At 59.7% G+C, this 13,464-nt stretch carries 12 protein-coding genes and 1 pseudogene; 5 read left to right on the plus strand and 8 right to left on the minus strand.

All coding sequences use genetic code 11. The features are described 5' to 3' along the window. Positions 1–13 precede the first annotated feature (13 nt). The 3 genes from recO to ACFQY0_RS10655 are packed head-to-tail and all read right to left on the minus strand — an operon-like array spanning position 14 to position 3,807. Positions 14–586: a DNA repair protein RecO gene (gene recO, locus ACFQY0_RS10645; protein WP_379712100.1), complete on the minus strand. Its 573-nt coding sequence runs from the start codon at positions 584–586 to the stop codon at positions 14–16. A gap of 4 nt (positions 587–590) precedes the next feature. Beyond that, positions 591–1,667 carry an HD domain-containing protein gene (locus tag ACFQY0_RS10650; protein ID WP_379712101.1) on the minus strand — a complete coding sequence of 359 codons (1,077 nt, stop codon included), beginning with the start codon at positions 1,665–1,667 and terminating at the stop codon, positions 591–593. Between the two features lie 46 nt (positions 1,668–1,713). After that, positions 1,714–3,807: a prolyl oligopeptidase family serine peptidase gene (locus ACFQY0_RS10655; protein WP_379712102.1), complete on the minus strand. Its 2,094-nt coding sequence runs from the start codon at positions 3,805–3,807 to the stop codon at positions 1,714–1,716. Between the two features lie 123 nt (positions 3,808–3,930). Between ACFQY0_RS10655 and ACFQY0_RS10660 the strand changes: the two genes are divergently transcribed. Next, positions 3,931–6,177, plus strand: a complete 2,247-nt coding sequence (locus tag ACFQY0_RS10660; protein WP_379712104.1) for an FdhF/YdeP family oxidoreductase — start codon at positions 3,931–3,933, stop codon at positions 6,175–6,177. Between the two features lie 43 nt (positions 6,178–6,220). Here the strand turns inward: ACFQY0_RS10660 and ACFQY0_RS10665 are convergent, their stop codons facing one another. The 5 genes from ACFQY0_RS10665 to ACFQY0_RS10685 form a co-directional block, all read right to left on the minus strand. Next, entirely contained in the window at positions 6,221–7,516 is a 1,296-nt protein-coding gene (locus ACFQY0_RS10665; RefSeq protein WP_379712106.1) for a reverse transcriptase family protein, read from the minus strand. A 258-nt stretch (positions 7,517–7,774) separates the two neighbouring features. Beyond that, positions 7,775–8,539: a formate dehydrogenase accessory sulfurtransferase FdhD gene (gene fdhD, locus ACFQY0_RS10670; RefSeq protein WP_379712108.1), complete on the minus strand. Its 765-nt coding sequence runs from the start codon at positions 8,537–8,539 to the stop codon at positions 7,775–7,777. A gap of 53 nt (positions 8,540–8,592) precedes the next feature. After that, a complete protein-coding gene (gene alr, locus ACFQY0_RS10675; protein ID WP_379712110.1) occupies positions 8,593–9,684 on the minus strand; it encodes an alanine racemase in 1,092 nt (363 codons plus the stop codon). A gap of 38 nt (positions 9,685–9,722) precedes the next feature. Next, on the minus strand, positions 9,723–10,256 hold the full coding sequence (locus tag ACFQY0_RS10680) for a hypothetical protein (protein ID WP_379712112.1): 534 nt from the start codon (positions 10,254–10,256) through the stop codon (positions 9,723–9,725). A 64-nt stretch (positions 10,257–10,320) separates the two neighbouring features. Continuing rightward, positions 10,321–11,589, minus strand: a complete 1,269-nt coding sequence (locus ACFQY0_RS10685) for an RNA polymerase sigma factor (protein WP_379712114.1) — start codon at positions 11,587–11,589, stop codon at positions 10,321–10,323. 207 nt (positions 11,590–11,796) lie between these two features. Here ACFQY0_RS10685 and ACFQY0_RS10690 point away from each other — a divergent pair, with 207 nt between their 5' ends. From ACFQY0_RS10690 to ACFQY0_RS10705, 4 genes and pseudogenes are all read left to right on the plus strand, one after another. Beyond that, positions 11,797–12,198, plus strand: a complete 402-nt coding sequence (locus ACFQY0_RS10690; RefSeq protein ID WP_379712116.1) for a YciI family protein — start codon at positions 11,797–11,799, stop codon at positions 12,196–12,198. Further along, a pseudogene (locus tag ACFQY0_RS10695) lies at positions 12,198–12,596 on the plus strand (SRPBCC domain-containing protein); the annotation flags it as partial. The gene ACFQY0_RS10690 and the pseudogene ACFQY0_RS10695, both read left to right, overlap by 1 nt. Before the next feature lie 27 nt (positions 12,597–12,623). After that, on the plus strand, positions 12,624–13,088 hold the full coding sequence (locus ACFQY0_RS10700; protein ID WP_379712284.1) for an SRPBCC family protein: 465 nt from the start codon (positions 12,624–12,626) through the stop codon (positions 13,086–13,088). Further along, the gene (locus tag ACFQY0_RS10705) at positions 13,085–13,462 is read left to right on the plus strand and encodes a VOC family protein (protein ID WP_379712118.1); all 378 of its coding nucleotides are present in this window, start codon (positions 13,085–13,087) and stop codon (positions 13,460–13,462) included. Before ACFQY0_RS10700 ends, ACFQY0_RS10705 begins: the two co-directional genes overlap by 4 nt. The last annotated feature ends 2 nt before the right edge of the window (positions 13,463–13,464 follow it).

A 13,464-nucleotide genomic window follows, 5' to 3' on the forward strand; every position in this document is an offset into this window, starting at 1 on the left:
GATTTGTATATACTTAAGCCCCGGAATCGCTTTGAGGAAAGCGGAAATTCTTACCAACCTCAAGGCGATCGAAAAGTTGCCCTCTCAAGGGCGGGAGACCGCCGAGGGCTTCGCGCAGTGCGGGCGCGGCATGACGCCTTTCATGCGCGAGTCCGAGACGATGGGCGAGCTCGTGTTCGAAGTGGCGGAGGGCACGGGTGGAAGCGCCTTCCTGGTCGACGTGGTCGAGCGCGCGACCGAGCAGATCGTGAAGGCCGGGCTCGGGGTGTTCACGTTCGACGGCGTTTTCCAGCAGCCGGCAGAAGTAGGCGGCGAGCAGGGTGCAATCGTAGTCGCGGCGGATGCCGGGACGGTAGTTGTCCGGCGCGACTTCGCGGAGCGAGTGGAGTTCGCTGGAGCGGGAGCGGGCCCAGTTGATCTCAGCGGAAAAAAACAGGTCGAGCTTGCCGGCGAACGCGCTTTTCGGGCTTCGCGCTCCTTTGGCCACGGTCTTGATCAAGCCGGCATCGGCGGTGAACCAATGGACGATCAGGCTGGTGTCGGTGAGCTTTGTCAGCCGCGTCAGGATGGCTGCCGAGCGTTCCATATGATCAGAAGAGTTCGCTGCTCGCTGCGCTGGATTGCTGGTCCGTGGTTGGCGCTCGACCTTCATGGACGGGCAAGGGCGCGACGAGATTGGCGGGTAGCGGGAAGCGCTTTTCGTAAATGCCTTCCACAATCTCGGCGGACTCCTGATAGGCGTCCTTCATCATTTCGAGTTTGGCGTCGATGTTGTCGATGTGATGCAGGGCGACGGCTTCAGGGGTGCGGGGCAGGGTCGGCGAGCCGAATTCATAGAGGCCGTGGTGGGAGGCGATCAGGTGCAGCAGATGGAGGCGCACCTGTTCGCTCGGTGGTTCCTCGGTGAGCCAGCCTTTGGCGGCGGGGCTCTCGGCGACATCGTGCCAAAGCTTGTTCGTCAGCTCGATGCCGAGCGGGATGTGGCCGAGCATTTCACCGTAGATCGAGTGGCCCTGAGTGAAACCTTTCTCGGCATATTGGTTTTCCCAGAGCTTCCCGCAGTCGTGGAAAAGCACGCCGGCAAGCATCAGATCGCGGTTGAGATCCGGGTAGGCAGCGCAGATGGCATCGGCGGCGCGCATCATCTGAGCGACGTGTTCAGCGAGGCCACCGCGTCGGGCGTGGTGGTTTTTTCGTGCAGCGGCCGCCCGGCGGAATCGCGCCCCGTACTCGGTGAGGAAGTGGTCGGTGATGGCGGCGAGACGTGGGTCATTGATGGAAGCACAGAAATCGCTGATGGTTTTCCATGCTCTCCGCTGGCGTTCCGCCGTCTCCGCATCGCCGGCGTAGAAGGTTTCGAGCGCATCACCATTGAGTCGTTCCCAAGCGAGGTTTCCGGCATTGAGGCCATACTGGTTTTGCGTCCAGTCGGCATCGAGTCGCAGCACTGTGCCATCCTTGAAGCGCGAGGCGGCATCGAAGAGCGGAGCGTCCGACCAGGCATTCAGGTTGAAGCCGCCGGTCGCATCCGCGAAAGACAAGACAAGATAGGGTTTGCCTGTCTTGGTCTGGCGTTCGCTGCGGCTCTGGAGCTCGGCGTCGACCGCGTATCGCTGAGCCTCCTCGCCCGCATTCTGTTTGAGTCCTGCGACCGTGAGGAATTCCATGAAGGTAGGTTTAGCCAACGATCACTTGCTGAAAAGGGGAAAGCGGCTAATTGAGATTCTCTTCGAGAAAGGACCACTGATCGGCGACCCGCTCGATGACCTTGTCCAGCGCGGTGCCGGCACCGTGGCCGGCGCTGGTATCGATCCGGATCAGCACGGGTGGGCCGTCCTTTGCCTGGCATTCCTGAAGCCTCGCGGCAAATTTGAAGCTATGGGCGGGGACCACGCGGTCGTCGTGGTCGGCGGTGGTGACCATGGTCGCCGGGTAGCGGGTGCCGGGCTTGAGGTTGTGGTACGGTGAGTATCGTAGCAGATTGCCGAACTGGGTGACGTCGTCCGGGCTTCCGTATTCCTTTGTCCATGCCCAGCCGATGGTGAACTTGTGGAAGCGCAGCATATCCATCACGCCGACGGCGGGAAGGCAGGCACCAAAGAGGTCGGGGCGCTGGGTCATGCATGCGCCGACAAGCAGTCCGCCATTGCTGCCACCTTGAATGGCGAGTTTGCTACTAGAAGTATAGTTGTTTTTGATCAGCCACTCACCGGCCGCGATGAAGTCATCGAAGACGTTCTGTTTCTGAAGCTTGGTGCCGGATTCGTGCCACTTGGATCCGTATTCTCCTCCACCGCGCAGGTTGGCGATGGCAAGTACGCCGCCTCTTTCCAGCCAGACGGCGCGTGCCACGGAAAATCCCGGCGTCTGACTGACGTTGAAGCCACCGTAGCCGTAAAGTAGCGTGCGGTTCGACCCGTCGAGCTGGAGGTCCTTTTTGTGAACGAGGAATACCGGGACTTTGGTGCCGTCCTTGCTGGGAACGAATACCTGTTTGACCACGAAGTCCTCGGAATCGAAGTCGACCTCGGGTCTGCGCCATTCGCGGCTCGTTCCGCTTTCCAGATCGTAGCGGTAAATCGCTCCGGGATTGGTGAAGCTGGTGAAGGAATAGAAGCAGGAGGTGGCGTCACTCCGGCCGCGGAAACCGCCTGCGGTGCCGATGCCCGGAAGATTGATGTTGCGGATCGCTTTGCCCTCCTGGTCGAAAGATCGGATATCACTGCTGGCGTGAGCGAGGTAGCTGCAGATGATCTGGTCGCCGATCATGCTGGCTTGGGAAAGGATGGCCTCGTCTTCAGGGATGATTTCCTTCCAATTCGAGCGCTCCGGTTGCCGGATGTCGATCATGATGATGCGGTAGCGCGGTGCTTCAAGATTGGTGCGGAAGTAGAAATGCGGGCCCACGTTGCCGAGGAAGCCGTAGCTGGCGTCGTTGTCGGGAAGGAGCTCGATGACTTCCTGGCTGTCGATCTCGCGGTAGAAAATGCGGTTCTTCGGTGAAGTGCCCTGAAAGATGTGGATGAGCAGGTATTTGCCATCCTCGCTGACCGATCCCCGCAGGCCCCATTCGGGATCATTGGGTCTCTGATAGATCAGTTCGTCTTCGGATTGCGGCGTGCCGATCTTGTGGAAGTAGAGTTTCTGGAACTCATTCTTGCCGGTCAGGGCGGCGTCTTCCTCGGGGGCGTCATAGCGGCTGTAGTAAAACCCACTACCATCCTTGGCCCAGGAAAGGTGGCTGAATTTCACCCACTTGAGGTGATCGTCGAGATCCTTCCCGCTCGCCACGTCACGAACGAATACCTCGTTCCAATCGCTACCTCCTTTCGAGATCGACCAGGCGAGTTTGCTGCCATCCTCACTGGGTCGCCAGTCGGCGAGGGAGGCGGTGCCATCTTCTGTTAGGGAATTGGGATCGAGTAGAACGCGCGCTTCGCCATCCAGTTTGTCGGCCACTTTCAGAACGGACTGGTTCTGGAGCCCCGTGTTATGCTGAAAAAACCAGCGGCCACCAAACTCCGTCGGAATTCCGATCCGCTCGAAGTTCCACAACTCCTTGAGGCGGTCGTGAATGGCCCCTCGCTGAGGAATTCCGGAGAGATAGTCCTGAGTAAAGCGGTTCTGTTCGGCGACCCACTTTTTGGTTTCCTCCGAGTGGTCGTCTTCAAGCCAGCGATAGGGATCGGAGACCTCGACTCCGTGAAGGGTTTCCTTCAATTCGATGCGTGGCGTTTCGGGATAGCTGGGGTTGGCCAGGCAGGTGAGAGGCATGCAGAGGAGCATTCTGGAGAGGGCGCGTTTCATTTGCGGAGACCTTGCCAATCGGTGCCGAGGCGTCGATGCCAAAGACGCGAGGCGGGCATTAAAGAGGCGACCGACAAATGAGGAACTCGGTGTTTGGCCTCGTGCGGATGAGGAGGTAGAATCATGGAAGTGTCCGATCGATCTTCGCAGCCCATTGAATTTGTTTCGCCCAAGGAATACGCCGCCGGCATTCCGGCAGTGGCATCCTCGCTGAGACATGTGATCCATCGCGATGGGGTGGCACGCGGCGGCAAGGCGCTTCTCAAGCTCAACCAAGTGGGTGGCTTTGATTGCCCGAGCTGTGCCTGGCCGGATCCCGATCATGAGCGGGCACCTGCGGAATTCTGTGAGAACGGGGCCAAGGCGGTGGCCTCCGAGGCAATGCGCAAAGCCATCGGACGTGAGTTTTTTGCCCAACACTCAGTGGAGGATCTGATGGCGAAGGACGACGGCTGGCACGACCTCCAGGGGCGCCTGGCGGAGCCGATGCTGCTGAAGGAGGGGGCGACTCACTACGAGCCGGTCAGCTGGGACGAGGCCTTCGCGATTCTGGCGGAGGAATTGAAAGGGCTCGATTCGCCCGATGAGGCGATTTTTTACACCTCGGGGCGGGCGAGTAACGAAGCGGCTTTTCTCTACCAATTGTTTGTCCGGGCTTATGGCACGAACAACCTGCCGGACTGTTCGAACATGTGCCACGAGTCCAGCGGCACGGCGATGCGCGAATCCGTGGGCGTCGGGAAAGGGACGGTGACGCTCGATGACTTTCTCGAGGCGGACGTAATCATCTGCGCCGGCCAGAACCCCGGGACGAACCATCCGCGGATGCTTTCCACCCTGGAGGAGGCGGTCAACCGTGGGGCCAGGGTGGTTGCGGTGAACCCACTCAAGGAAGCCGGTTTGATTGCCTTCTCGCATCCGCAGAAAGTCATGGGAGTTCTCGGGAGGCCGAGCCCGCTGGCATCCTCCTACCTGCAGGTGAAGCTGAATGGAGACATGGCGCTCTTTCGCGGGATCGCGAAGTGTCTCGAGGCAGACGGGGATTTCGTATCGCAACACACGCTCGGCTACGAGGCTTATCGTACTTTGCTCGAGCGGACGAGCTGGCAGGAGATTGAAGAGTTCTCAGGGATTTCGCGAGGAGAGATCGAGGAGCTCGCGACGCTGGTTTCATCGGGAAAAAGGCGCCTGATCACCTGCTGGGCGATGGGGCTGACGCAGCACCGCAATGCCGTGGCGACGATTCGCGAGGTGGTGAACGTGCACCTGATGCTCGGAGCGATTGGCCGGCCCGGCGCGGGGCTTTGTCCGGTGCGTGGTCACAGCAATGTGCAGGGTGACCGCACGGTGGGAATCTGGGAAATGATGCCGGAAAGCTTCCTCGCGGCGCTCGACAAGCAGGCGGGCATCACTTCACCGCGCAAGCACGGCTGGGACACGGTGGCCTCGATTCTCGCGATGCAGCGTGGCGAGGGTAAGGTGTTCTTCGGGCTTGGCGGAAACTTTGTTCAAGCCACGCCGGATACGGATCTAACAGCAGCGGCCTTGCGGAAGTGCCGATTGACCTGCCACGTTTCCACCAAGCTGAATCGCAGCCATCTGGTCACCGGCAAAAGGGCACTCATTTTGCCCTGCCTCGGCCGCAGCGACGACGATCAGGGACGTTCGGTGACTTGTGAAAACTCGATGGGAGTGGTGCAGGCTTCGCGGGGTCGCTTGAAGCCGATCTCGGATCAGATGCTTTCGGAGCCAGAAATCATCGCGCGCCTCGGGGAGGCGGTTCTGGGAGATGTAGGGAATATCCGCTGGCGCTGGCTGGCGGAAGACTATGATCGCATCCGCGACTGGATCGAAGCGGTGGTGCCGGGATTCGAGAGCTACAACGAGCGAAGCAAGAAGCCCGGCGGCTTTTATCTGCCGAACGCTGCGAAGGAGCGGGTGTGGCATACCGAAAGCGGGATGGCGAATTTTTCCTCCGATGAACTTGATGCCTTCAAGGTGAAGGAAGGGCGTTTCATTCTGCAAACCCTGCGCAGCCACGACCAGTTCAATACCACCGTCTACGGTCCGCACGATCGCTACCGGGGGATTTCAAACGGGCGACGGATCGTATTCATGAACCCGCAGGATTTGGATGATCTGGGAATTGGCCCGCTGAGGGCGGTCGATCTAACAAGTCATTGGGACGATGGTGAGCGAGTGGCCGAAAACTTCCTGGCGATCCCGTATGACATGCCACGCGGCATGGCTGCGGCGTATTTTCCGGAGGCGAATTCATTGGTCCCCGTCGGCAGCTACGCGAAAGGCAGCCATACGCCCACCAGCAAGAGCGTGGAGATCAGCGTGAGGTTGTCGGGATCGTCGAAGTGACCTTCCTTTGAGTTCCGTCCGCAGCACGAGGGAGGTCGGATCATCATTCTGGCCAATCGATGCGGTCGAAGATTTGCTGGAGCTTTTCACCGCGGCTGGAGTTGACGGAGCGTACCCACTCAATACGTCCGCGCAAGTGGGCGGAAAAATCCGGGAGTGCATCGCGATTCTGTGAGGCTGGTCCGTGTCGCGCGCAATTATTGAGGATTGCCTTGAGCCGGTCGTAGTCGCGACGGTCGATGTTCGGTTTGGAATTCAGGACCAGTCCCGCTGCTTTCTGCCTCTGGCTTGATGGCATCCCGCGGGTCTTGCGATGGTTAGGGATGAAGCCTTCCTCAATGACGATGGCGCCGACGGTGGCTTGAAAGGACGTGGCCTGGCGTGAAAAGCTTAAGTCTCCGGAGAAGAGCAGGTCATCTGCATAGCGGGAATAGACAGCACCTGCCGTGCGAGCAAGACCAGCAAGGCGGCAGTCGAGACGGAAGGCGGACAGGTTCGCGAGAGCAGGAGAACTTGGTGCCCCCTGTGGCAGGTGAGCATGTGAAAAGCGCTGGCGTACGCTGTGGCGAAGGGAACGCCCGGTGAGCACGGTTGGGGATGTGGCGCAGGTGGTGAGGCGGGTCAGGGTGCGACTGATTTCATCAGGATATCCGGCGGTGAGGAAAACCTTCATCACGCGAGCCGCCGCGATGGAGGGGAAGAAGTCTTCCAGATCCATGCGCAGCACGAAGGCTTTCTCCGTATGAGGGTGCACATGGTCGCGCACCGACTTGCCCTTGCTGAAACCTGTGGCGGCTTCGTGTGGTGGGATGGCTTCAAGAATTTGCTGGAGGATTTTCCTTTGAGCAAAACGGAGAAGGGTTTTGGGGGCCTCAATCAAGCGGAGGTTTCCCGAGCCGGGTTTAGCATGCCAACTGCGATGATAGTGATCGGTGGATGCGTGGGCTGTCAGCCACTGAAGATCGTCGGGATGGAGTCGGAGACAATGGGCTAATTGGCGAAGGGTGGTGATTTCCGGGACCTTCCAGCCCTCTGGCGCTCCCGCAGCGGGGGCCATCTGTGTCTCGACAAACGCGGTGGCCATCCGTCCTCGGCCTGAAGCCCAAGCCCTGCAATAGGCCGGATAGGCGCGGATGTAGTCTGCGACTTGTTGCTTGGGAGGTCGGGGTGAGCTGCCGAACTCTCCGGCAAGAGCCCGAGTGAGGGGCTTCAGCCAAGGCGCTTTGCGGAGGTCTCCGACGAGTGGCCGGGTGCGCGCAAACATGGCCTGAGCATCATTCAGCGACCCGGCGGCAAGTGCGGAGGCGAGCAGCTTGATGTGATGGGCTTGGCCGGGCATCGATGAGGATGGATGAGACTGGAATGCCGGGAGCTGCCGTGCGACAACGTATCTGGTCAGGCGTGGGCCTTTTCACGCGTAAGCGTGAGGACGCCCTCGTTTCGTCATGCTTCGGTTTGGCGATGCCCCGGGGTAGCCCCGGAGAGATGGCATGCATGGCATCCCATCAGCTTGTGGCAGGCCTCTCCCCGACATTCCTGATGAGGGTTCTACCGCTGCCTCCTTCCGGAGCCAAGTTTCAAAGCACCGGAGGAGAGGTCATGCGAGTCTTCCCGCGTAGACATTGAACTTCGGCGGACGGAGGAAGGCGACGAGGGTCTGGTTGGCTTTCTCGGCGAAGTCGACGGCGAGGGATGAGGGGGCACTGATGGCAGCGACCAGGGGGATTCTCGCAGCGAGGGATTTCTGCATGATCTCGAAGGAGACACGACCGGAGACGAGCAGCATGGTGGCGGCGGGGTCGATGCGGTTTGAGAGGGCGTGGCCGATGAGCTTGTCGACGGCGTTGTGGCGGCCAATGTCTTCTCTAACTGCGAGCATTTTGCCGCTGGCATCGAAGAGGGCGGCGGCGTGGAGGCCGCCAGTGGTGTCGAAGGTTTCCTGGGCGGCGCGGAGGGTGTCGGGAGCTGTTAGGAGGGCTTCTTTTGGAAAACGCAACGGGTTCTCAAGCGGGGGGAAGTTGCCGGTGATGGCGTCGATGCTGGCTTTTCCGCAAATCCCGCAGGAGGAGGCGCTGAAGACGTGACGGGTGAGCTTGGCGAGGTCGACTTGGATGTCGTCTGTTAGGAAAACGAGGGCGTGATTGGCTTTTGAATCCAGATCGATGCGACGGATGGCCTCGAGCGAGGGGAGAATGCCTTCGCTGATGAGAAAGCCGCGGACGAGGTCCTCGTCGTGGCCAGGGGTGCGCATGACGACGGAAATCGGATGCCCGTCGAGGGTGATCTGAAGGGGTTCCTCGACAACGACGTGCTCGGTCTTTGATTTGCCGGAGGCGTCGATGGCGGGAACGGGTTTGTCCATGGCTTGTTAGAAAATTGAAACGCCATGACGCCAAGTGCGCCAAGTTTTTTGAGTTATTGATGGATGCGGACGACCCGTGGGGTAATGCCGGTGAGGATTTCCCAAGCGATGGTGTCTGCCTTTTTCGCGACTTCATCGACGCGGATGCGGGGACCGAAGAGCTCGACTTCATCCCCGGCGGTGACATCCGAGTCGGTGACGTCGATCATGATCTGGTCCATGGTGACGCGACCGAGGATGGGGAAACGCTGGTCGCGGATGATGACTTCGGCACCTTTCCCGGAGAGGTGGCGTGGGTAGCCGTCGCCGTAGCCGATGCCCACGGTGGCGACGCGGGTTTCCCTTTCGGTGACGAAGGCGCGTCCGTAGGAAATGCCGTGGCCTTTGGGAAGGGTGCGGAGGAGAGTGACGCGGGATTTGAGCGTCATCACGTTCCTAAGCTTTTCCTGGTGTCCGGGGATCGGGGAGATGCCGTAGAGCATCAGGCCGGGACGGACGAGGTTGCAGGGATCGTTTTCGTAGCCGAGGAGACCCGCGCTGTTAGACAGGTGGATCCACTTGAAGCGCGACGGACCACCGAGGGAGTCGAGGGTTTCCCGGAAGCTCGCGAACTGCGAGCGGGTGAACGCTTCGTCCTCGTCGGCGGAGGGAAGGTGGGAGCCGATGCCATCGACCTCGATGCCGGGGAGCGCCTCGAGTTGGGTGAGGATCTCCGGCAATCCGACCGGGATGAACCCACCGCGGCCCATGCCGGTATCGATCGAGATGTGGACCTTGAGTCGTTTGCCTGCGGCAAGGGCGAGCTCGGAAAAGTGGCGGGCTTCGTCGAGGGTGGAAAGACAGGGCGTCCAATCGCGGTCGACGATTTCGGCGCGTTCTTCCGTCCAGGTGGCCCCGAGGAGGTAGATGGGCGTGGTGACGCCGGCGTTGGCGATGCGCCGGGCCTCACCGACATTGGCGACACCGAAAAATGCGACCTTGTTAGAGGCGAGGGCCTGGGTGATTTCCTCGAGTCCGTGACCGTAGGCGCCGGCCTTGACCACGGCCATGACGGAGCAGTGGGTCGATGCACGGGAGACTTCGAGATTGTGGCGGAGGGCGGCGAGATCGATCTCGGCCCAGGCGCGTGGTGGAGAGCTTGGCATGGTGGTATTCCGCCGGAGGAGCGTCGCCGAAGAAAAAATCAGCCTTTATCCTTCTTCAACCATCTGCGGGTGAGCGGGCCGAAGTAGGCTTTCTCCGAGATGTCGGAAAGGAACACGCCGCCGGGGCCGAAGAATTTCCATTCGTGACATCCGTAGCAGAGCTGGATCGCGCGTTGTCCGTCGTGGCCGTCCCAGACGAGGACGTAGTCGGGGTGGAAGCCGTCGCACTTGTCCTTCGGTCCCCAGGCTTGATGAGATTTCTTGTCGCGGTAGAGGTCGAGGACCTTGTTGATGGTGTCGTCGGAGATATCGAGCGGCTCCTTGAAGAATTTGAAGTCGTGGATTTCGATCCAGCCGCCGGCAGCGACCTGCTTCTTGTATTTCGCGGTGTCGCCAGTCGGGTGCGCGAGGCCTTTGTAGACTTTGACGTTGTTTGGGGTGCCGATGTCGTAGGTGACGCCGGCGAGCGAATCGGTCTCCGAAGGACGCAGGTCGATGCCTCCAGACCAGCAGGTCGGGGACGCACAGGAAGCGAAGAGGAGAACGGGAAGAAGAAGGAGTAACGCGCGCATCTTGGGTGGGGAATTGAACTCTCTGAAGTGGAGAAGGGCAAAGGGAATTTGGGAGGAGCGGCGATCACTCGATGCAGCTTTTCAGGCGTGCTTCGAGGTGGGCGCGTTCCGGTGTGGTCTCGACGGAGGAGAGCGCCTCCCGAAAGTGTTGAGCTGCCGCGCTGGGACAGCCACGGGCGACTTCGAGTTCGCCGAGGACGGCGTGAAACAGGTGGTAGTTCCCGAGTCGCTGGCGAATGCCGGAATGATCGATGGCTTGGAGGGCGGCGTCGGGCCCGTCGACTTTTGAAATGGCAACGGCTCGATTGAGGGCGACGATGGGAGAGGCTTGGCGCTCGAGCAGGAGGTCATAGGAGATGAGGATGCGTTGCCAGTCGGTGGTGGCATCGCTCCGGGCGAGGGTGTGGCAGGCGGCGATTCCGGCTTGGAGGTGGTAGTCACTGAGCTCGCTTCCGACCGAGGCCAAGGCGAGATGGGTGACGCCGGTATGAATCAGATTTTGATCCCAAAGTCCGCGATTCTGGTCTTCGAGACGCAGGAGCTTTCCGCTTTCATCGACTCGTGCCGGAAACCGGGCTGCGGTGAATGCCATGAGTGCGATCAGGGCGTGTGTTTGTGGCTGATTTCCTGCCGGATGTCTGGTGAGCAAATGGGCGAGTCGCAGGGCTTCGCTGCAGAGTTCGGCCCGCACGATTTCGTCGCCCTGAGAAGCTTTGTGGCCTTCGTTGAAGAGGAGGTAGATAACTTTGAGAACCCCATCGAGTCGCTCCGGCCATTCCGGTACGGCTGGCATTTGGAAGGCTAGCCCGCTTTCACGGATCCGCTGGCGCGCGCGAGTAAGGCGTTTGGTCACGGCGTCCTCGGAAACCAGAAACGCGTTGGCGATCTCGGCGGGGCTGAAACCGCAGAGGGTCTTCAGCGCGAGCGCAGCCTGAGATTCCGGCGGTATCAGTGGATGGCAGCAGACAAAGATCATGCTCAGTTGCGGGTCGATCGCCTCGTCGGTGACCTCATCGCAGTGATCGGCCCGTTCCAGCTCAGCAAGCAGCTCCAGTTGTTTTTCCAAGAAGCGCTTCTCGCGACGTAACTGGTCGATCGCAAGGTTTCTGGCGGTTTTGAGAAGCCATGCTTGGGGCTTCTCGGGGATCCCATGGACCGGCCAGCTTCGTAGGGCACGGATGAGCGACTCCTGAACCACGTCTTCCGCAAGCTGGAGGTGGCGGGCACCGAAGCTGCCGACGAGGATCGAGATCATCTTTCCCGATTCATGGCGGAAAAGATGGTCGGCCAACTGGTGAGCGGCAGGTCGCGGGGATTCGGGCGTGTGACTCATGACTTCGGGTTCATCGATAGAACGAATGTCAACGCTCTCCAAGGACATCGAGCGATGGGGGTGGATGAAAATTTTGCAGAAATTTCCAAAATGCTGTCCTGAATCCGAAAGCTCGTTCGTTCATCTCATGTCGAAGGGAAACGAAAGTATCACCAAGTTCCGTTTTGCTTCAGCAACCATCCATCATTAGAAAACCGATGATCCATCATGAGTGAATCCCATCAAAAATCTGAATTTCTCCTGCTGTTCCGAAACAACGAGTGGTTCCGCGATCTTTCTCCCGATGAAATCCAAAAGGTCATGACGGACTGGATGGCTTGGTTCGATGGACTGGTCGCCGACGGACGTTGCCTCGGTGGGCAATCCCTCGAGCAGGATGGTTACGTGATTCGTGGAGCCGAGCGCAGCGTGACCGATGGCCCTTATGCCGAGTCCAAGGAATCCGTCGCCGGATATTTCAAGCTGCTCGTCGACACTGAATCGGAGGCCATCGAGATCGGAAAGCTCTGTCCTGGGCTTCCATACGGCGCGACCGTTGAGGTCCGCAAACTCATGGAACGCTGTGGTGCCAGCCAGATGGCGGAGAAACCCGAGATCGCGAAAGCCTGATGAGCAAGCCGTTGACATTCACCAACACGCGCACCCTCGCCGCCACTCCGGAGCAGGTTCACAAGGCGTTTCAGGAAAGGGAAGTCCTCGCGAACTGGTGGGGACCGGAGGGTTTCAGCAGCGCCATCCACGAACTCGATTTCAAGCCCGGCGGAATCCTGAGAATGGAGATGCACGAGCCTGACGGAACGATCTACCCGAATACCTACCACTTCGAGTCGATCGAGCCGGAGCGCATCGTCTTTCTCCTCAACGCAGATCCCCATTCCTTCAGGGCTGAGGTCTTATTAGATGAGGTCGACGGGAAAACACAGCTTACCTGGAATCAGACCTTCAATGACCTGGAAGAGTTCGAACGCGTCAGCTCCTTCATCCCCGCCTGCAACGAGCAACTCCTCGACCGCCTCGCTCTCGAGCTCGCAGTCATGGCTCCCGGCGAACTCGATTTGGTCTTCCGTCGCATCATCGACGCCCCTGCCGAGAAAGTCTACCAAGGCTGGACCGATCCCGAAATGATCGTGAAATGGTTCACTCCGCCTCCTTGGAAAACCATTTCTGCCGAACTCGACGTCCGCCCTGGCGGCAGATCCTTCATCACGATGCAAGGCCCGGACGGCGCCGAAATGCCCAACCCCGGCGTCTATCTTGAAGTCATTCCTAACAAGCGACTCGTCATCACCGACGCCTACACCGAGGCCTGGAAGCCGTCGCCGAAACCTTTCGCCACCATCGACCTCCATTTCGAAGACCTCGGCGGAAAAACGAAATACACCGCCATCATCCGCCACTGGACAAAGGCGGATCTGGAAGCCCACGAAAAGATGGGATTCCAAAGCGGTTGGGGCACCGCCACCGACCAGCTCGAAGCTCTCATCACATCAACATCATGAACACGAAACGCAATCCAGTCGGGTGGTTCGAGATCTATGTCCAGGACATGGGTCGTGCCAAAGCATTCTACGAAAAAACCTTCAACCAGACCCTCGAGGAGATTCCCAGCCCCGGCATCGAAATGTGGGCATTTCCCGGAGAGTGCGATGGCGGCGGGGCCACCGGAGCGCTCGCGAAAATGGAGGGCAAGGACTCCGGCGGGGGTGGCACCATCGTCTATTTTTCCTGCGAGGACTGCGGGGAAACCGCCAAGGCCGCCCTTGCCGCCGGAGGCAGGATGCAGTTGGAGAAAATGTCCATTGGGGAGTATGGTTTCATCTCTCTGGTGTACGATACGGAGGGAAACATGATCGGCCTTCATTCCATGCAATGACC

It is taken from the genome of Haloferula chungangensis (assembly GCF_042664875.1).
Lineage (GTDB): Bacteria > Verrucomicrobiota > Verrucomicrobiia > Verrucomicrobiales > Akkermansiaceae > Haloferula > Haloferula chungangensis.